Annotated in this window: 16 protein-coding genes; 9 read left to right on the forward strand and 7 right to left on the reverse strand. The window is 59.0% G+C overall.

Going from position 1 to position 19,797, the window contains the following annotated elements; genetic code table 11:
• Positions 1-9 precede the first annotated feature (9 nt).
• On the forward strand, positions 10-750 hold the full coding sequence (locus ACNKU7_RS16535) for a sulfite exporter TauE/SafE family protein (RefSeq protein WP_418298113.1): 741 nt from the start codon (positions 10-12) through the stop codon (positions 748-750).
• A 96-nt stretch (positions 751-846) separates the two neighbouring features.
• On the forward strand, positions 847-1,872 hold the full coding sequence (locus ACNKU7_RS16540; protein WP_418298114.1) for a zinc-binding dehydrogenase: 1,026 nt from the start codon (positions 847-849) through the stop codon (positions 1,870-1,872).
• A 29-nt stretch (positions 1,873-1,901) separates the two neighbouring features.
• Here ACNKU7_RS16540 and ACNKU7_RS16545 read toward each other — a convergent pair whose 3' ends face one another.
• The 5 genes from ACNKU7_RS16545 to mtgA form a co-directional block, all read right to left on the reverse strand.
• On the reverse strand, positions 1,902-2,708 hold the full coding sequence (locus ACNKU7_RS16545) for an alpha/beta hydrolase (RefSeq protein WP_418298115.1): 807 nt from the start codon (positions 2,706-2,708) through the stop codon (positions 1,902-1,904).
• A gap of 3 nt (positions 2,709-2,711) precedes the next feature.
• Complete coding sequence (locus tag ACNKU7_RS16550; RefSeq protein ID WP_418298116.1) at positions 2,712-3,308, reverse strand: hypothetical protein; 597 nt, start codon at positions 3,306-3,308, stop codon at positions 2,712-2,714.
• Between the two features lie 197 nt (positions 3,309-3,505).
• Positions 3,506-4,861 (reverse strand): C13 family peptidase, encoded by a 1,356-nt coding sequence (locus ACNKU7_RS16555; protein ID WP_418298117.1) that lies wholly within the window; start codon positions 4,859-4,861, stop codon positions 3,506-3,508.
• An 89-nt stretch (positions 4,862-4,950) separates the two neighbouring features.
• Positions 4,951-5,586 (reverse strand): CAP domain-containing protein, encoded by a 636-nt coding sequence (locus tag ACNKU7_RS16560; RefSeq protein ID WP_418298118.1) that lies wholly within the window; start codon positions 5,584-5,586, stop codon positions 4,951-4,953.
• A 68-nt stretch (positions 5,587-5,654) separates the two neighbouring features.
• A complete protein-coding gene (mtgA, locus tag ACNKU7_RS16565; protein ID WP_418298119.1) occupies positions 5,655-6,335 on the reverse strand; it encodes a monofunctional biosynthetic peptidoglycan transglycosylase in 681 nt (226 codons plus the stop codon).
• A 188-nt stretch (positions 6,336-6,523) separates the two neighbouring features.
• On the opposite strand from mtgA, the gene ACNKU7_RS16570 reads away from it, so the two are divergent.
• The gene (locus ACNKU7_RS16570) at positions 6,524-8,215 is read left to right on the forward strand and encodes an alkaline phosphatase D family protein (protein WP_418298120.1); all 1,692 of its coding nucleotides are present in this window, start codon (positions 6,524-6,526) and stop codon (positions 8,213-8,215) included.
• Positions 8,216-8,460: 245 nt separating this feature from the next.
• On the opposite strand, the gene ACNKU7_RS16575 is transcribed toward ACNKU7_RS16570, so the two are convergent.
• Complete coding sequence (locus ACNKU7_RS16575; RefSeq protein WP_418298121.1) at positions 8,461-10,710, reverse strand: TonB-dependent receptor; 2,250 nt, start codon at positions 10,708-10,710, stop codon at positions 8,461-8,463.
• Between the two features lie 238 nt (positions 10,711-10,948).
• On the opposite strand from ACNKU7_RS16575, the gene katG reads away from it, so the two are divergent.
• From katG to ACNKU7_RS16590, 3 genes are all read left to right on the forward strand, one after another.
• A complete protein-coding gene (katG, locus tag ACNKU7_RS16580) occupies positions 10,949-13,123 on the forward strand; it encodes a catalase/peroxidase HPI (RefSeq protein ID WP_418298122.1) in 2,175 nt (724 codons plus the stop codon).
• A 77-nt stretch (positions 13,124-13,200) separates the two neighbouring features.
• Entirely contained in the window at positions 13,201-13,614 is a 414-nt protein-coding gene (locus ACNKU7_RS16585) for a MarR family winged helix-turn-helix transcriptional regulator (RefSeq protein ID WP_418298123.1), read from the forward strand.
• A gap of 164 nt (positions 13,615-13,778) precedes the next feature.
• Positions 13,779-14,837 carry an AraC family transcriptional regulator gene (locus tag ACNKU7_RS16590; RefSeq protein WP_418298124.1) on the forward strand — a complete coding sequence of 353 codons (1,059 nt, stop codon included), beginning with the start codon at positions 13,779-13,781 and terminating at the stop codon, positions 14,835-14,837.
• A 52-nt stretch (positions 14,838-14,889) separates the two neighbouring features.
• Here the strand turns inward: ACNKU7_RS16590 and ACNKU7_RS16595 are convergent, their stop codons facing one another.
• Positions 14,890-16,590: a virginiamycin B lyase family protein gene (locus tag ACNKU7_RS16595; protein ID WP_418298125.1), complete on the reverse strand. Its 1,701-nt coding sequence runs from the start codon at positions 16,588-16,590 to the stop codon at positions 14,890-14,892.
• 394 nt (positions 16,591-16,984) lie between these two features.
• Between ACNKU7_RS16595 and budC the strand changes: the two genes are divergently transcribed.
• The 3 genes from budC to ACNKU7_RS16610 all read left to right on the forward strand — a co-directional run bounded on the left by budC (position 16,985) and on the right by ACNKU7_RS16610 (position 19,654).
• On the forward strand, positions 16,985-17,770 hold the full coding sequence (gene budC / locus ACNKU7_RS16600; protein ID WP_418298126.1) for a meso-2,3-butanediol dehydrogenase: 786 nt from the start codon (positions 16,985-16,987) through the stop codon (positions 17,768-17,770).
• A gap of 33 nt (positions 17,771-17,803) precedes the next feature.
• A complete protein-coding gene (locus ACNKU7_RS16605) occupies positions 17,804-18,793 on the forward strand; it encodes an NADP-dependent oxidoreductase (RefSeq protein WP_418298127.1) in 990 nt (329 codons plus the stop codon).
• A gap of 537 nt (positions 18,794-19,330) precedes the next feature.
• Positions 19,331-19,654, forward strand: a complete 324-nt coding sequence (locus ACNKU7_RS16610; RefSeq protein WP_418298128.1) for a hypothetical protein — start codon at positions 19,331-19,333, stop codon at positions 19,652-19,654.
• The last annotated feature ends 143 nt before the right edge of the window (positions 19,655-19,797 follow it).

A 19,797-nucleotide genomic window follows, 5' to 3' on the forward strand; every position in this document is an offset into this window, starting at 1 on the left:
GGCCCGGCTATGGATGTTCCGAGCCACAGCCCCCTGTTCTGGACGCTCGCCATACTCGGCGTGCTCCTGACCGGTATCTCGAAATCCGGCTTTGCCGGCGGTGCCGGGGTGGTCGCGGTGCCATTGCTGGCGCTGGTCATTCCAGTGGAGGCGGCGGTGGCACTGATGCTGCCGATCCTGCTGGTGATGGATCTGCGCACCATCGCCTACTACTGGCAGCACCGCGATCCCGCGGAATTGCGCCGGCTGCTGCCCGCCGCCATGGTGGGCATCGCGCTCGGCGGCTGGCTGCTCAGCTGGGTGTCCCCGCTGGTGCTGACCCTTTCCCTCGGGCTGTTAAGCCTGCTGTTCGCCTTCTGGCAAAAGCTTGCCCCGCTTGCGGCCCGCCTGCCCGGCAGCGCCTGGCTGTGGGGTGCCACCTCCGGTGCCACCAGCACCCTGATTCACGCCGGTGGCCCGCCGCTCAATATGTACCTGATCGGCCGCGGCCTGCCCAAGCTGTCCTGGCTGGCCACCGCCGGGGTGGTATTCGGGGTGATGAACCTGGCCAAGCTGGTGCCCTATACCCTGGCGGATATGTGGAGCCGCGAGCTGCTGTTGACGGCACTGGTGCTGTCGCCGGTGGCCTATCTTGGTGTCTTTCTCGGCTACCGCCTCCAGCACTATCTCGACGAGCGCGTGTTCCTGCTGGCCTGCCGACTTCTGCTGGCACTTTCCGGCATGGCACTGCTGGTAAAAGCCGGTTTTTGATAATGGCTGTTGGCATTGTTTCGCAAAACGGTGCTTTGGCTAGATCCGTGTGAATCACTATAGTGTGCAGCCTCGAACCACAGCCCAGAATAAACCATGCAAAAACATCGTACCGTTTGGCGCACACAAAAAGCCGGGGCCATCAGTAACCTGAAGCGGGTCGAAGAGCCGCTCGCCGCACTGGCCCTGGAAAAAATCCGCATTGAGGTGAAGTCCGTGGGGCTTAATTTCGCGGACATCTTTGCGCTGACCGGGCTGTATTCCGCAACGCCCGAGGGCAGCTTTGTGCCCGGGCTCGAATTCTCGGGTGTGGTGGTGGAACTCGGCGCGGCGGCCGACACTGATCTCAAGGTGGGCAACCGCGTCTACGGTTGTACCCGTTTCGGTGGCTATGCCACCAGCGTGGATGTGCTGCCGCAGCACTGCCGGACAATTCCGGATGGCTGGAGTTTTGCCGAGGCCGCAGCCTTTCCCGCGCAGAGCCTCACCGCCTATTACGCATTGACGGAACTGGGCGCACTCAAACCGGGACAGCTGGTGCTGATCCAGAGCGCTGCCGGCGGTGTCGGCCTGCAGGCCATGCGCATGGTGAAAAAACTGGGCGGGGTGCCCATCGGCACCGTCGGTTCGGAAGGTAAAAAGCAGTTCCTCGCCGAGCAGGGCTTTGCTGAGGTGATTGTGCGCGGCCAGGATTTTGCTGCGCAGTTACAGGCACAGCTCGCCGGGCGGCCACTGCACCTGGTACTGGATGGGATTGGGGGTGAAATCCAGAAGTACTCGTTCGCGGCGCTGGCGCCAACCGGGCGCCTGGTCGTGTTTGGCGCGGCGGAATTTACCCCGGGCGACAGGCCGAACTGGCTGAAAGCGGCGTGGCTGTACCTGAAGCGCCCGCGCTACGATGCGATGGATATGATCAGCAGTAACAAATCCGTGCTGGCGTTCAACCTGATCTGGCTGTGGCAGGAGCAGGCTTTATTTGATGCACTGTTGACCAGCTGTGCAAGTCTCAATTTGCCGGCGCCACACGTCGGTCATGTTTTCCCATTTTCCTCCGCACTTGAGGCGATCGAGTGCCTGCGCAGCGGCCGTTCAATGGGAAAGGTAACCCTTTTTCTCGAGTAAATCCGCTGTAAGTGGGAGGGTTGGTAAAACTACATCCTTCGAATATCAATAAAGTGATTAATCGCTGCTCTCGCGACATCTGAACAGATGAGGCTATTATGGTCTACGTCTTCCAATTCTATTATGGCGTGCAAGTTGGAAATATTTCCCAAGCTTTCGTATGAATGCTTGTTGGGGATCACGGAGTCTCGCTTCGCAATCAAGGCGAGAACCTCGGATTCTATCAATTTTGTTGAATCATACAGCGAGAATTTGTGCCTTACGAAAATGCCGGGGACAAAAAATTTTTCTTTGGCAATCTTCTCCAGGCTATGTAGAGGACTGGACAAGATTATTTTTTCGGGTCTTCTCTGTTTTGCCAAATGCCCGGCGATGGCGCTGCCCAGGCTATGCCCCATTACAATGATGTTTGAAGCTGGAAATTGTGCATCGATCCAATCATAGATTTCCAGTGCATCACTGTATAAAAGTTTTTCTCTTGGTGAGCCGCTACTCAACCCATAGCCTCGATAATTAAAGGTGGTGATTAAATCAAAGTCGAGATTTCGAAGTAAGCAAAGCGCTGCGCTCGCCTCCTGCGCATTCCCACCGAAATATAGCAAATGAAGAGGTCGTTCGTTTTGGGGGCTGTTCGAGTGGATAGTCCAGCCTTGGAGGGTGGCTCCATCAATGGCCTGAAGTTTTTGAGAATATTGTTCAATTTTCCGGTAGTTAAGAAGATCCACTTTGGCGGGAAAAAATATCAGATTATCTTGGTATCGGTACAGGCCTAAAATGTAAAAAATATAGGCTCCGAGTAAGGAGCCTATCGTGATAATCGCTATGGATAAAAACATAGCTTATGGGCAGTTTACTTGTTTGATGTCTGCTTCTGCTGAAGCCACCGGAACGATGCAGATGCAAATATCATTTTCGACAATGCCGAGAACGGCATAACCTCCGATGGTGGTATCTCCTATTTCAGGCTTGGGTACAATTATTTTTAGGCTTTTCCCTTGGATCAGATCATCGGTATTTTGAATTGTTCCGGTGATAACGGTTGGTTCAGGAAGGTTTGACGCGAAAGAGGGTGATTTTTTAAAGCCGAAAAACCCTGAACCCTGTGGTTTAATATCTTCGACCTTGATCAGAATTCTGTCTTCAACTGCCCTGTCAGCAGGCCATTCCCATTTTAATTCTATATCTGCAGACACAGCGCATCCTCCGATAAGTGATAGCACAAATACGGCTATGAAGTTCGTTGTAAATGAAATTTTGCTATCCACCCCAAGTCCATATCTGTGTCTGCCAGTGTGATTTTCACCAATGTGGCCGCTGTTCATATTTTTCCCGGTACTATTCAGCGAAATTGAGGGGCCATCCTTCCGCGAAAATATCGAATTTTTAAAGTTTGATTCGGATGAGCCGCTCGACGCATCGCCGATATTTGTTTCCATGAAGCGAAAAATTCTAGGATACTTGTTAAGTGGGCTCCAGAATTAAAAAATAGTGTCAGGTTCGAATGGCGAATTATTAGCTGGCGCATACTTTAGTTGTACGCGTACGTCTTCCGTTCTCGAATGCGCAGGCGACTGAGCAAAATTGACAATGCTCAGGCTGAAAGAATGTAAGCGTTCGGTATCTGCGGTCGCGGCTAACCTTTCCACCAGCGCAAGAATGCCTGTCCAATGGCCACCTGCGGCAAAGAATGCCCTTCACCCTCAATCCCCTGTTCCTTTTCCATTTCGGAAACCCGGCTGTTGGCCGTCTCGAACCAGTGAGTAGGATCCGCGGTGCTGTCGCTTAACGCATCACCGTACAGCGCCGCGCTGAACCAGGTGCGCTCGGAATCGTCGCCGCAGCCGAATGAGGTGCGGTCGGGGGCGGCGGAGGTGAACACGGCGCGTTCGGGTGATGAGAGGGCTTCTATCCACTGCCCGGAATAACACGCAGAAACCACAACCCACTGGTGCCGCGCACGCAGCCCATCCAGCCACTGTTTGCCATCCGCCGGGGAAAGGTCATTCAGGGGCAGCTGCTGGTCGGCGAAATATAAATTGCCATCGCTGTCGCCGTGGCTGACAAAGTGCACCAGTAACAGATCCTCTTCCGGATCCATGATCGCATCCAGGGCCTGCAGGCTTTTGTGCACGCTGGTGCGGGTGGCGAGGGGCTGCCGGTCATTGCCGTTGCTGAGGTGGATCTGGTGCTGCGCCAGGTCGAATACGGAGCCGAGGCGTTCCGCGACCCACGCCACTTCCTTGGCAAATACACTCTCGGTGCCGTCACCGCCCACCGCCAGCAGGTACACATCGCGTACACCGGGGCGTTGCGGTGCGAGTGCGTCGAGCGCCGACTGCAGGCGTTCGGCCTCGCTGTAGAGGCGCGCTTCCACCGCGGCCAACTGGTGTTGCTCTGCGTCCTGCCAGGCCGCCTTACTGGCAAAGTAGCGCCCGCCGACAAAATAGCCTGGTTCTTCCAGGTCTTCGCCGCTTGCGCTTTTCGTGATGCGCACGCCGTCACCGCTGGGCTCTCCATACTCGAAGTGCGCGCGAATGCCAGTGCCGTCCGCGTAGGTCAGCTGTCCCTGGCCCTGGGCAACGAGGTCCTGGATCTCGCCCTCGTAAGTGCCGAACTCCTGCCAGAATATGGTGCCGCGGTTCAGGTCGCCCTGTTCAAACTGTCCCTCCCAGTAGGTGTCGTCGCACTGGTAGCGGCCAAAGCCGTGCAGCTCTCCCCGCGCAAATGCGCCCTCGTAGGTGCAGCCATCGGCAAAGGCCAGGCGGCCCTTGCCGCTCATCATGCCGCGGTGAAAACTGCCCTCGTAGTGGCGGCCATCGGGCCAGTGCAGGGTGCCGATACCTTCGAACAGGCCTTTCTCCATTTCGCCGGTATAGGTCGAGCCATCCGGCAGGGTGACATTGCTATCGGCGATGACCGGCAAGCCGGTGGCGAGCAGGATCAGCGCGGGGAGGGCAAGGCGAACAGGGTGGCGAAGAGCGGGCTTCATGTGGGCTACCATTTTTTTGGTTGTCAGGTTGAGACTACCAAAATGCGTATCCGGGGGCTGCCCTCGCGGGGCGGAATTTGCCAGATACCCTACCTGATGCGGTAGGGCACGACGCCCTGAATGTTGCCCCCGGGGGCGTAATTGCAGGTCACGATCGTTTTGTAGCGGCCGCCGTTGCAATGGGATACCCCACAGCCCACCGCACGCGGTACTTTTTTCCCGTTCTCGATGGTGTCGATGGTGTTCCAGATCAGCTGGCTGTAGTGGCCGGTCTTCATCACCTTGAACGGCTGGTAGCGGTAGTCGCCGGCTTCCGCAGCCCAGGCGGCAACCGCCTGGGCCAGTGCCTCGGTATTCGGCAGTACCTGAGAGGTGAAGTAAATATTTTCCCCCACCCAGGGGTGGGCCGGGTTGCCGCCGTTGGCAATGAAGTGTTCTCGCCGCTGGCTGTTGTGTCCCCGCCGCGCACTGCAGAGTGCGGACGACCAGTTGTAGGCGGTGCGGGCCAGTGCCTGGTCGTATACCAGCATGGCCACTGGCGGGTTGGGCTTGGGGCTGTTGGGGAGGCGGCCGGCGTTCAGCTCCTTGCGCAACTGATTGTGCAACTCCAGTGCCCGGCAGTGATCTGGTGCGCCGCACTCGACGGGGGCCGCTGTGAGCCCGCCAGGCACAGCCGCCGCCAGTGTCGTCCACAGGGTCATTCGAATCAGGCCGTTCTTATGCACAGGAGTCTCCCGCCGCGGGTACCGGCTCATTCTATTGCCGTTCGCCGCAGGATCCACGCGCAGGCGGTTTACAGGGATTTGAGATAGCCGGTGCCGCCCAGTTGCTTTACCTGCTGGTTGATCGCGGCTGCGCGGCTTTGTACATAGTCAGATGGGCGGCGCGCCGACATGCGCCTGGGGCTCGGCAGCACGGCGGCGAGCAACCCGGCCTGCCAGCGGCTGAGGCGCTGGGCGCTGGTGCCGAAACTGTACTTTGCCGCGGCCTCCGCACCGTAAACCCCTTCGCCGAACTCGGCAATATTCAGGTACACCTCCAGGATCCGCTCCTTCGACCACAGCAGCTCGATCAGCAGCGTGAACCAGGCTTCCAGCCCCTTGCGCAGGTAGCTGCGCCCGTTCCACAGGAACAGGTTCTTCGCGGTCTGCTGGCTGATGGTGCTGGCGCCGCGGGTGCGTTTACGCGATTCCTTCAGTGCTTTCTGCAGGGAGGCAAAATCAAACCCGTGGTGGTGGGGAAACTTCTGATCTTCCGCCGCGATCACTGCCATCTGCAGGTTGGGGGAAATCTTGGTCAGCGGTTTCCAGGTGTGCTGCGCCACGCGTCCACTGTCGCGCTGCCACTGCTGGATCACCATGGAAGAGGGCGGGTCTATCCAGCGCAGCGCCAGTACCGGCACTGCGGTCACCAGCAGGAAGGTGACCGCGAGCCACATCACAGGTTTTAGCAGTCGCTTCGCTCGGCGGGTCATTGTGGGCCTTTCAACGATCGATTTTGGGTGTCGGTGTACTGTGATACGTTCGGGGCACGGGGGTTCCATGCCTGGGCGGATCAACAGGGGCGGCCATTCTGCCAGCGCGGCGCAATGGATGTTCGCAGTCCTGTCACAACTTTTCCCTAGGCTGGGCGGTCAAGCGATAACAACAGGGGAATTCCAGCGTGACCCAATTTAGCCGACGCCATTTCATCAAGGCAGCACTGGCCGCATCCGGCGGCATCGCCGTCTCCACACCACTGCAGGCCATGACCCGGCCCCAGCTGCCCTCCGAGGTGGCGTTTGCGCACGGCGTGGCCAGTGGTGACCCGCTGCAGGACGCGGTGATTCTCTGGACCCGCGCCACGCCGGCGGCGGGCATCCAGCCAAGCGGGCCGACCCGGGTGACCTGGGAGCTGGCCAGCGATCCTGAATTCAACAAGATAGTACGCCGCGGCGGCGTGGAAACGGATCTCGCGCGGGACTACACGGTAAAGGTCGATGTGCTGGGCCTGCAGCCGAACACCGCCTATTACTACCGGTTTATCGGCGCCAGCGAGCAGAGTCCGGTCGGCCGTACCAAAACCCTGCCACAGGAAGGCGTCGAGCAAGTAAAGCTGGCGATATTTTCCTGTGCTAATTATCCCGCGGGCTATTTCAACGCCTACCAGCTGGCCGCCGACCGCGGCGACTGGGACGCGGTGCTGCATCTCGGTGATTACATCTACGAATACGGTGCCGGAGGCTACGCGACCGCGCGCGCGGCGGAAATCGGCCGCGCGCTGCCGGAAGACAACAGCGGCGAACTCTATACGCTCACCGACTACCGCAAGCGCTATGCGCTGTACCACACCGATGCCGGCCTGCAGGCACTGCACGCCGCCGCGCCGTTTATCGCGGTGTGGGATGACCACGAGATCAGCAACGACACCTGGAAAGCCGGGGCGCAGAACCACAGCGAAGAGGAGGGCGACTTCTTCGCCCGCCGCGCCGCCGCGGTGCAGGCCTATTACGAGTGGCTGCCGATCCGCCCGCCCATGGGCGAGCGCAATCCACAGATCTATCGCAGCTTCCGTTTCGGCGACCTGCTGGATCTGCATATGCTGGATACGCGGGTGATCGGCCGCGACCAGCAGCTGGATTTCCAGGATTACATGGACAGCGATGGCAACTTTGACGGCCGCGCGTTCCGCGCCGCAGTACAGGATCCCGCGCGCACTCTGCTGGGCAAGCCGCAGCTGCAGTGGCTGCAGGAAGCGCTCGCCGCATCCAGCGGCCGCTGGCAGCTGCTGGGCCAGCAGGTGCTGATGGGCAAGATGCTGCTGCCGGCGGAAATGATGACCAGTTTCTACCGCGGCGGCAGCCCGGATCTCACCGCCGAACTGATCGGGCTGAAGGCCGCGAGTCTGCAGGGCAAACCCATTAGCGACAGCCAGCGCGCGCGCCTGGCGCAGGTGGTGCCCTACAACCTCGATGCGTGGGATGGCTATGCGGTAGAGCGCGAAGCCCTGTACGAACAGGTAAAGGGCCTGGGCAAAAACCTGGTGGTGGTAGCGGGCGATACCCACAACGCCTGGTACAGCCATCTGAAAGACATCAAGGGAGAAATGGTGGGGGTGGAATTTGCCACGCCCAGCGTCACCTCACCGGGGATGGAAACCTACCTGAAGATGGATGAAAAAGCTGCGCGCGAACTGGCCGCGGGTATGCCGGTACTGGTGGACGATCTGCAGTACTGCAACCTGCACCAGCGCGGCTATATGGCGCTGACCTTGCGCCGCGACGGGGTGGAGGCGGAGTGGAACTTTGTGGATAACATCGACAGCCCCGAGTTTGTCGCTGTGGATAGCCACCGCATCGTGTATCGCGCGCTGTGAATGGATCGCGTGACTCGGGATGTGCATGGCGAGTGACGCAATTTCGACCGCGGCCGTGAGAGGGCCGCGGCCACTGGGCTGCGCGGGGATATCCAGCAGATATACACAGGTCTGTCCCGAGAAGCTGTGGGCAAATAAATTGTGGATAAACCTTTTTTGCCCGCTCGGTTTTGGCGGCCTGTGAATAAGTAAGCCAGCGCAGGAACGCGCTGGCTTACTGTTACCGGGACTGCTCTAAAGAAAAATCAGAACGCTCCGAAGCGCTTGCTGAACTCCACACTCACTGTGCGTGGCGCACCCTGGATATAGGTAGGGTAGCCGAACGAAGCACCGGTATTGCCGGCGTCCATGATGTACTCCTCATCCAGCAGGTTGCTGGCGGCCAGCGTCAGTGCCCAGCTACGGTCGCTGGCGGCAATGCCGGCGCGCAGGTTGAGCAGGTCCACCGCATCCTCTTCAAACTGGTTGGCTATATCGAAGTACACCGAAGAGCGGTAACTCCAGCTGCCACTGCTGGTGAACAGCAGGCTGCTGCTGATCGGCAATTCATAGAGATAGCTGAGGGCACCGGTCAGTTCCGGCTGCAGGCGGAACTGGTTGCCGGCGTAGCTACCGTTACTGGAATCGTCGTCGATCCCGGCATCGATGTAGGCCATGTTCGCCAGCAGTTGCAGGCTGTCGGTGGCACTCCAGCGCAGTTCCGCTTCGAGCCCCGTGTTGGTGGCGGAGCCCGCGTTTTCCGTGCGGGTCTGGCCGCTGTCCTGATCCACCACATTCACCTGGAAATTGTCGTAGTTCTGGTAGAAAGCCGCAACGGCGTAGTCCAGTGGCGTACCCGCAAGGCGGCCCTTGATACCCAGCTCGTAATTGTCGATTTCCTCCGCCGGGATCAGGTTCTCGATCCCGGACGACATGTCGATCACTTCCGCGCGCTCACCCCTGGAGATGGTGCCGTACAGGTTCACGTTGTCATTCAGGGCATACAGCAGGTTGAAGCGCGGCAGCACCGCAGAGTTGTCGGCATCCCCGCGGATCACATCACCTTCGGTATTGGGGGCCAGGCCAAAAAACAGGTCGGTCATCAGGCCTTGGGAGGCCAGAATCTGCGAAACCGGCAGGTTACTGGTGTAGCTGGATTCGCGCTCCTCGCGTATCACGCGGGCACCGACGGTGGCTTCAAGTTGCGGGGTAACCTGGTAGGAAACGTCTGCAAACAGGTTGAGGCTGCTGTTGTCAGCGCCGTTCGCATAATGGCTTTCGTAGGGCAGTGCCGCGAGCATACCGCCGGTGAGCAGCGCGGTGCTGCCCGCGTTACAACCGGCAATGCCGAGGCCGGCCAGTGCGCCGGCGCAACTGAGGAAAGTGCCTTCCTCGCTGGCGAAGCCGACATACTGCTCCGCGTCTTCCGCGAAATAACTCGCACCCACAAAACCATTGATGCGCTCACCGCTGAAGTTCAGGCGCAGCTCGTGGCTTGACTGGTCGCCGGTGGCCAGCTCGGAAAAGTTCAGCATCTCGAAGCCGGTGCCATCTGCATCGAACGCCTCAAGGGAATCATGCTCACGCTGGGCAAAGATATAGGTAACGGACAGACCGTCGTTAATGTCCAGGCTCACGGTGGTATTGAAGTCCTTCACCGTGCGCTCGACACCGATATCGTTCATGCCCAACACGTTGTTGTCCGGCACGCTCAGAGCGGCGTTGTCGGTGAACAGAACGGACTGATTCACAAACGCCGTGCCCGGGTCGGTAGCCTTGTCGTAGTTGTAAACGAAATCAATGGTGAGGTCGTCGCTGGGGGTGATGCGCAGGCTGGGGCGGATCGCCTCGCGCTCGTAGCCGTTCAGGTCGGCCTCACCGCTAGTGTTTTCCACATAGCCTGCACGCTCGCGGGTGACGAACGCCACTCGGCCCTGCACGGTGTCATTGCCGCCGGTCACCATGCCTTCCAGCTTGCGCATATCGTAATCGCCAGCGCCCACAGTGAGGGCTGAGGCAAAGTCTTCCTGCGGCTTGGCAGTGATAAAGCTCATCGCGCCGATGGAAGCGGCGGTACCGAACAGGGTCGCCTGCGGACCCTTCACCACCTCGATACGCTCCATGTCGTACACCTCGAAGTAGGAAGTGCGCGAGCGGGAAACATCGGTGCCGTTGAGGTAAACGGATACCCGCGCCGCACCCGGCGCGCTGCCGTCGTCGGAGGTGATACCGCGGATCACATAGCCGTTGTTGTTCACGCTCTGCTGCTGCACCACAAGGCCCGGTACCAGGTCAGAGAGGCTGTCGAAGCGGTCGATACCAAGTTCATTCAGGGTATCGCCGTCCAGGCTGCTGATGGTCAGCGGTACATCCTGGATCACCTGAGTGCGCTTCTGCGCGGTGACGATCACTTCCTCCAGCTGCGCGTCCTGCTGAGCATGGGTGTGAGTGGCAGTAGTCGAGATGACACAGGCCAGGGTGGCGAGGGGGAAATTCCGTTTCTTGGTCCGGTTCATAAAAGCTCCAGCGTTGATCCTGAGAAGATTTACGCGCTGGATGCTAGTGGGGGATTGATACGGGGCCGTTACGGATTCGTGACAGTATTGCGCGAGGTTTATTGCCTTGCGCAATAGGACTTAAATACGGCGAACTTCTGGCGTCTAACTGCACTGCTATTTTGCGTAATTTCCCATGAGAGCAGTGGGAGGTGTTATATAAAGGCGGGTGGTAGCAAAAAATAAAAGGAAGCGGATCATGACTGGAAGCAACTCAAATCCCGCCGGCCAGTGCCCGGTACTCCACGGCGGCATGACGGAAAGCAGCATGTCGGTTATGCAGTGGTGGCCCAAGGCGCTGAACCTCGATATTTTGCACCAGCACGATCGCAAGACGAATCCGATGGGCGCCGACTTCAACTACCGGGAACTGGTGAAAAGCCTCGACTTCGCGGCGCTCAAGAAAGACCTGCACGCACTGATGACCGACAGCCAGGATTGGTGGCCGGCAGACTGGGGCCACTACGGCGGCTTGATGATCCGCATGACCTGGCACGCCGCCGGCTCCTACCGTGTTGCCGATGGCCGCGGTGGCGCGAGCACCGGCAACCAGCGCTTTGCCCCGCTGAATTCCTGGCCTGACAACGTCAACCTCGACAAGGCGCGCCGGCTGCTGTGGCCGATCAAGAAAAAGTACGGCAACAAACTGAGCTGGGCCGACCTGATCGCCTACGCGGGCACCATCGCCTACGAATCCATGGGGCTGAAAACCTTCGGCTTCGGCTTTGGGCGCGAGGATATCTGGCATCCGGAGATCGATACCTACTGGGGCTCGGAGAAAGAGTGGCTGGCCCCCACCGGCAGCGAGGGCAGTCGCTACTCCGGCGAACGTGACCTAGAGAACCCGCTCGCGGCGGTGATGATGGGGCTGATTTACGTGAACCCGGAAGGGGTGGATGGCAACCCGGATCCGATCAAGACCGCCCACGATGTGCGCGTCACCTTTGCGCGTATGGCCATGAACGATGAGGAAACCGTGGCGCTGACCGCTGGCGGTCATACCGTGGGTAAAACCCATGGCAACGGCGATGCCGAATTGCTGGGGCCGGAGCCGGAAGCGGCGGAACTTGAAGACCAGGGCCTTGGCTGGCTGAACAAGACCAGGCGGGGCATTGGCCGTGACGCCGTGACCAGTGGCCTCGAAGGTGCCTGGACTACGCATCCGACCCGCTGGGATAACGGCTATTTCGAGATGCTGCTCAACCACGAGTGGGAGCCGAGAAAAAGCCCGGCCGGGGCCTGGCAGTGGGAGCCGGTCGACATCAGGGAAGAAGACAAACCCGTCGATGTGGAAGATCCCTCGATCCGCACCACCCCGATCATGACCGACGCCGATATGGCGATGAAGATGGATCCGGAATACCGCAAGATTTCCGAGCGCTTCTACAAAGACCCGGCGGCCCTCGCCGATGCATTCGCGCGGGCCTGGTTCAAGCTCACCCATCGCGACATGGGGCCGCGCGCCCGCTATATCGGCCCGGATGTGCCGCAGGAAGACCTGATCTGGCAAGACCCGGTACCTGCCGGCAGCACCAGTTATGACGTTGACGCGGCGAAGGCCAGGATCGCCGCCAGCGGGCTGAGCATTGCCGAGATGGCCGCCACGGCCTGGGACAGCGCGCGCACCTTCCGCGGGTCTGACATGCGCGGCGGCGCCAACGGCGCGCGCATACGCCTGGCCCCCCAGAAAGACTGGGCGGGCAATGAGCCTGAGCGCCTGGCCAAGGTGCTGGCGGTACTGGAACCCATCGCCACGGAAAGCGGCGCAAGCGTGGCCGATGTCATTGTGCTTGCCGGTAATGTCGCGGTTGAGCAGGCGGCCAAGGCGGCGGGAGTTGATGTCAGTGTGCCGTTTGCACCGGGGCGTGGCGACGCCACCGCTGAAATGACCGATGCCGAGGCATTTGACGTGCTTGAACCGATCCACGATGGCTACCGCAACTGGCTCAAGCAGGACTACGCAGTAACCCCGGAAGAGCTGATGCTCGACCGCACCCAGCTGATGGGCCTGACCGCACCGGAAATGACCGTGCTGGTCGGCGGCATGCGCGTGCTCGGCACCAACCACGGCGGCACCGGGCACGGTGTATTGACCAATCGCGAAGGGCAACTGACCAACGACTTCTTCGTCAACCTGACCGACATGGCCAATACCTGGCACCCGACGGGCACAAACCTGTATGAGATCCGCGATCGCAACACCGGCCAGGTGAAATGGACGGCAACGCGGGTGGATCTGGTGTTCGGTTCCAACTCTATTCTGCGCGCCTATGCAGAGCTGTATGCACAGGACGACAGCAGGGATAAATTTGTGCAGGACTTTGTCGCCGCCTGGGCCAAGGTCATGAATGCGGATCGATTCGATCTGGCGTGATACAGCCCTGCCGATGTTGACAGTATGAATGCTGTACATATACTTGCGGAGTCAACTATCTGTGCAGTTTTTCAATTATGTCCGATTCCAGCTCCAGTCTTATCATCCAGAATGCCCTTCTCGCCGCCAAGCTCGCGCGCAAGGCCGGTAATCGTCTCAGCGTGCACGGCATCAGCCTGAGCGAGTACCTGGCTATGGACTACCTGAGCCAGTGTGCCCAGGAAGTGCCGCGCATTGAACTGGCCGAGTACCTCGGTATGAGCGCCTCTGGGGTCACGCGCCTGCTGCTGCCCATGGAAAAAAATGGCGTGGTGGAAAAAGTCCAGAACCCCCGCGACGCCCGCCAGAGCCTGGTTCGGCTCTCGAAAACCGGGCAATCGCTCTATGGCGATGCCGCTACCAGCTTTGCGCATATTGCCGAGGATCTGACGTCGGTGTTGAGTGAAGCGCAAAAAAGCAAAGCGATCGAGTTGCTTGCCCGGCTGGTTTAATAGCGGGAAAAACGGGTGAAAACGGCCTTCGCGTTACTTGCTGAATCACGCCCAAACTTGCCTTATCGCGCCACGGTCGCTATAACCTGCAACCAGCGGCAGGTAGATCCAAGGCGCACAGGGCAAGCAGTGATTGCCCCGCGCATAAAGGCAAAAGGTAACCGATGGAAGAGTTCTCGCGAGCCTCGTCACTGGCACTGTTTGACGAGTACTGCATGACATGCGGGCTCGATCCGCAGGCGATGCTCACGGACGCCGGCCTTCCCGCCGATACCCTGTCTCACCCGGAAAGCCTGATTTCCTACCAGCGCATGGCGTTACTGCTGGAGAACTGCGCGATCGAGTCCGGCAATCCACTGTTCGGGCTGGAGTTCGGGTTGCACCAGGGCACTGCGGTATTCGGCCAGTTGCTGTACCTGGTCAAGAATGCCCAGACCGTGGGCGAGTCGCTCAAGGAACTGGCCCACTACTACCACCTGCACTCCAGCAGTGGCGCGGTGAAAGTGTCCGTGCACAACAAGCTGGCGATCCTCGAATACAGCCCGATGCTGCGCAAAGGCATACCCGCGCGGCAGGCGATTGAGCTGGCGATGGCGGTGGGCAAGCGCCTGCTGAAAATGCTGCTGGGCAACCAGTGGCAGCCACAGGCCGTGCACTTCCAGACCGCGGCGGGCGCCTCTCCGCAATCCTATGTCCGCCTGCTGGGTACCACGCCCCATTTCAATAGCGCCCACAATGCCTGGGTGTTCGACGCCGCATTGCTGGATGCGCCCCTCAGCAATGCCGACGCGACCCTGCACGAGCTGATGCGCGCGCATATCGAGCAGCTGGATGAGCTGGCACCCAAGGAGCTGCCGGCCTACGTATGCCATCTGCTGCGCAACTTTCTGCCCAACGGCAAGGTGACCATCGATTTCATCGCGGATTACATGATGGTGAGTGCGCGCTCACTGCAGCGCATGCTTATGGAGGAGGGCACGAGCTTTCAGGCCCTGCTCAATGAGACGCGCCAGGCGGTGGCAACACGCTATCTGAAAGAATCGCAGATGAGCCTGACCCAACTCGCGGGGCTGCTTGGCTACGCCGACCTGGCAAGTTTTTCCAAGGCCTTTCAGCGCTGGTTCGGAATGAGCCCGCGGCGGTGGCGGGAGGAAAACGGGAACAGGAAAACGGCCCAGCGCCTGGCCCGGCAGCAGAGGACCCCGGGTTGGCTGCGCCGCTAGGATAAGGCAGCGGGCCGGCGCCACAGTGACGCCGGCGCTGCCTGACAGCCGGTTATTGCTGGCGGTAGTTCGGGTCGATGCACATCAGTACACCGGTGAACTCTTCCAGCGCCTGTACCGGAATCGGGTTGTTGGACATGCACACCAGGCCATCGTCGGTGAACGATACATCCCTGGTGTAAGTGCCGCGCAGCGGTGCAGGGTAAGCGATAAAACGCTCTTCCGCCGGCACGAACCGGTACACGTGATCGGTCATGGTTTCGTTCACCCAGACATCACCGGTATCCGGGGAGATGTTCAGGGAGTAGGGGCCCGGACGCGCGTCCTTGGCGAACTCCGGCATGTCATACACCTTCACATCCATGGTCTTGGTATCGATGCGCGCGATCTGGCCGTGGGCGTAGCCGGTCTGCCACAGGATGCCATCGGGCGCGAAACGCAGGCGGCGGGGGCCAAATACCGGCGACTCGATCTCGGTGACTTCCAGCGTCTTGGCATCGATACGGCCGATCTTGTTGCCCCACAGGCGGCTGTACCAGATTGAGCCGTCGTGACTGCTCACCGCCATGCCGTAAGTCAGTACCGCGGGGGTGATCGCAACTGGCGTTGGTGCCGGCAGGTCGATCAGGGTGACCTTGCCGGATTTTGGCTCCAGGCGCCCGACCTGCTCGGTACCCACAATGCTGAACCACAGGACACCCTCGGCGTCGACGCGGATGGTGTGCGGGTAAATCGCAATACCCGGCAGCGGTACCGACGCTTCCCATTTCTGGGTGGCGGGGTCAAATATCCCGATTGAGCCGGAGAAGGAGTTGGTCACGTACAGCTTGCCGTCCTGGCCTTCCGCCAGTGAGTGCGGGCCGTGGCGCACATTGATCTTGTTCATGGCCGGGGGCACGCCCAGTTTTGTGAACTTGCCGCCGAGAGGCATGCCTTCCTCCGGCTGCGGCACAAAGCGGGTCTGGGCCGTCTTCAGGTCGGTGACGTACATGCCGTCGGCGAACTGATCCACGGTGTACACCAGCCCATCCCGCGAATGCACGTGTGCATCGTGGGGCACACCGGATGCCGGCAGCTGGTATTCGTAAATCTTGGTGTGCGCGAGCGCGTCGTCGGCCGGGAACTGGGGACGCAGTTCGGTAGGCTTGCCGTCAAAGCCTTCGGCAAAAATTTCTGCGCGACGGCGGTCTTTTTCCGTCACATTCACCGCGCCCATGTAGGCATGCATGCGGCGCACCGACTGTTCCCAGGAGTCGGCCGGGCGCACGATGCGGGTAAACGGGTTGCCCAGCTGGTGGCAGGAAAGGCACTCGAGCTGGAACTTGTCGCGGGTAAACGGTGCGTCTTCTTCGGTATCAAATGGCAGGGTATTGAAGTGGTACGAGGCCGCCAGGCTGTCTGAAATCGCCTGGTCGGTTTTCAGTGCTTCCAGTGCCACGGAATGGGCAAGGCGATCCGAATCCCCCTTGATCTGCACCATTTTCTGGTTGTCGGCAAAGTAGTGCCCACGCACCCGCAGGCGCAGCTCACCAGTGAGGCTGGTATCCAGCACATAGTGGCCGTCGCGGTCTGTGTAGACGGACTCTGAACGCCCGGCCTGCACATCGGACAGGCGCACGATGGCGCCGGGCACCGGTTTGCCCTTGCCGTCGGTTACCTTGCCTGAGATGGTCGCGGCGCCGGCGGGCAGTGCGAGCGCAACCGCTATCGCCAGGGTGCCAAGTCGAGAAATCGCAAACTTCTCTCTCATCATTTTTTGCTCCGTCTTATTGTTATCGGGCCTGTGTATTCGGGGTTCGAGCCGGACTGCTGGCGCTGGTTCTCGCCGGTGCGGCCTGGCCTGGGGTTAACCACACAGCGCATTCATCAGCGAACAGGCGGCTCCCGGTCGTGACTGATGGTAATTCGATGCCGGGCAAAAGCTTGTCTGAACCCGAGCCTGACTTGTCAATTCGCGCCAGAGAGCGGCGGCGCACCCGTGTCAACGGTGAATGGAAACCAACGTCTTGGCGCCAATTGCAAAGTTTTGTGCGCAATTGGGCAAGTTTGGGGTGGGGGTAAGGGGGGATACTCGGGGACTTCGGAGACCATGTAATGATCCCGGGCGGCGTTGAGCCGCGGTCAAAAAATAATAACGGAGCAAAACCATGATGTTAGAGAATAAAAAAGCGATTATTACCGGCGCGGCATCCGGTATCGGCGAACAGATTGCGCGCCTGTTCCACGCACAGGGCGCGGCGGTGGTCATTGCCGATATCAATCAGGAAGCCGGCAACCAGCTGGCACAGGAGCTCGGCGAGCGCGCCCATTGCGTGTCCGTGGATCTCAGCCAGCCTGAAGACATCGAGCGCATGATCACTGAGTCCGTGGAAGCCCTCGGCGGGCTGGACATCCTTATTAACAATGCCGGCTTCGGCACCTACGGACGCACGCACCTGGTGGATCCGGCGGTGTGGAGCAAGATCATCGATGTCAATTTGAATGCCCTGTTCCACACGTGCCGTCACGCGTTGCCGCACCTGATGAAACGCGGCGGCAGTATTATCAATACCGCATCCATTTCCGGCGCGGTGGCCGATTACGGCTTCCACGCCTACGCCGCAGCGAAAGGTGGTGTGATCAACTACACGCGCAACCTGGCGCTGGACTACGCGCTGGACAATATCCGTGTGAACAGCGTCAGCCCCGGCCTGATCGAGACCCCGCTGACCAATGTACTCACCAGCAATCCCGATGTGATTGGTGTCTTCGAGCAAAACATTCCCATGAGCCGGCCCGGCAAACCCCACGAAGTGGCCAATGTATTCCTGTTCCTCGCTTCGGACATGGCCAGCTACGTGACCGGACAGAATATTGTTGTCGATGGGGGCATCACCGCCTGGAACGGCCAGCCCAGATACACCCAGATGTTTGGTGATATCACCATTCCCTGATTTCTTATGCAGCAGTAAAGCAAAGAGCGTTCTATGACTTATAAAGCGATCCAACTGACCAAGCGCCCGAGTGGTGACATTACGGCGGATATCTTCGAAACCGTCGAACTGGAAACCCCGGTGTTGGAAGAGGGCCAGTTTCTGGTCAAACAGACCTACATGTCCCTCGACCCGGCAATGCGTACCTGGCTGAACCCACGTGAAGACAGCTACCTGCCTCCGGTTCAGATCGGCGAAGTGATGCGCTCCTACGGCGTTGGTGAGGTGGTTGAGTCCCGCAACGCCAACTACCCGGTCGGTGCGCGGGTGATCGGCACCACCGGCTGGGCGGAATACGTGCTCGGCAACGAGGAAATGCAGGTGGTTGATGCTTCGCTCGACCCGGAAGCCCTGCTCTCCGTATTCTTTGTCACTGGCCTTACGGCCTATGTGGGTCTGATAAAAATCGGCCGCCCGCAAGCTGGCGAGACCATTCTGATCAGCGGTGCGGCCGGTTCCGTGGGCTCCCTGGTAGGCCAGATTGCCAAGGCCGAAGGCCTGCGCGTTGTCGGCACTGCCGGCAGCGATGAGAAATGCCGCTGGCTGGAAGACGAGCTCGGCTTCGACAAGGCGATCAACTACAAGTCTGATGACCTTGCTGCGCAGCTGGATGCGGCCTGCCCGAACGGCATCGACCTGTTTTTCGAAAATACCGGTGGCCCGATCCAGCAGCTGGCCTACGAGCGCATGAATCGTTTTGGGCGCATTGTCGTGTGCGGCATGATTTCCGAGTACAGCCTGGAAAAACCGGCACCGGGTCCGAACTGGATGGACATCAACCTGAAGGGGCTGCGCGTGGAAGGTTTTGTCGTGCCGGATCACTACGACAAAGCCGAGGAGGCCACGGCCGCGCTGGCAAACCTGGTGCAGAGTGGCCAGATCCGCTTCCGCACCCATGTCATCGAGGGCCTGGAAAGCGCGAAGGAAGGCGTCAGCCTGCTGTTCAGCGGTGAAAACCAGGGCAAGTTGCTGGTAAAACTCTAAGCGTTAAGAACACTCACGCGTGAAACGAAAAAGCCTCACCTATCCGGTGGGGCTTTTTTATTGGCTGTTTGGCGTAAATAAACACACACAGGTATATCTTTGCTGCGGATAAGCCTAAATATCAAGCGCCTATATATCCGAGCTTTAACCTAATCCATTGATTTTATTGCGAAGGGAAATGCGCTCGTAAGCCTTGCGCGTGCACTGCCGATGACTGGCTCGGGCTTACTAACTTTGGCGGAAAATCTAATGTTCTGGGTAACCTAATATATTTACAATGGATTTTTATCAAGGTTTGGGTGGTCGCCAGGTAAATAGCGGAAAAAGAGATATAAAGCGATAGGACTTTGAATAAACTGTTAGGGCTATGGGTAATGGCCAATGCATTGCGTACAGTTTTAGCCCGCTCACAAAAGGCTAAGTATCCAGAATACAAGGAAATATATGATGCCAAGGGTCAGCTCTGACAAGCGCATGTTGTCGGACTGGTTTTCCACTGCGATCCAAACCAGTCCGAAATACGAGCGTTAGATTTTTATGAGTACTGAAACTGAAAATATTTTCCATGACGGAAAACTCTTTCTATGGGATCAAAGTGATTATCGTGAAGCTCAACGTAAAGTTGAACCGAGCACAGTTCATTCATTGAGAGTCGGTGCCAAATACTACAGTTGCGTCGGCCTGGAAAAGTTGATTTCAGAACTGGCAATTTACAAGAATATATCTGAGATTGAGTTGGCAGATGATCGTATCCACGATCATGACATGGATCATGTGAAAAGTCAGATTTTGCAGGAATTCCCTTCAGCGAGCTTTAAATGGAGTTATGACTTGTTGGCGGGAGGTAAGCACGGGCGGTAGCGCGGAAATTTTGATAAGGGTAGGCAGTTTGTTCCTGGTCTTCAGCCCTCCACGAGACAGCTTACATTGTGCATGGGTCGCGCCCTCCCATTTGTTAAAACGTGCTCTAGATCAGCAGGCTGTGAACGCGGAATTAGTTCTTC

The organism is Microbulbifer weihaiensis (assembly GCF_048323715.1).
In the GTDB taxonomy this organism is placed as follows: domain Bacteria; phylum Pseudomonadota; class Gammaproteobacteria; order Pseudomonadales; family Cellvibrionaceae; genus Microbulbifer.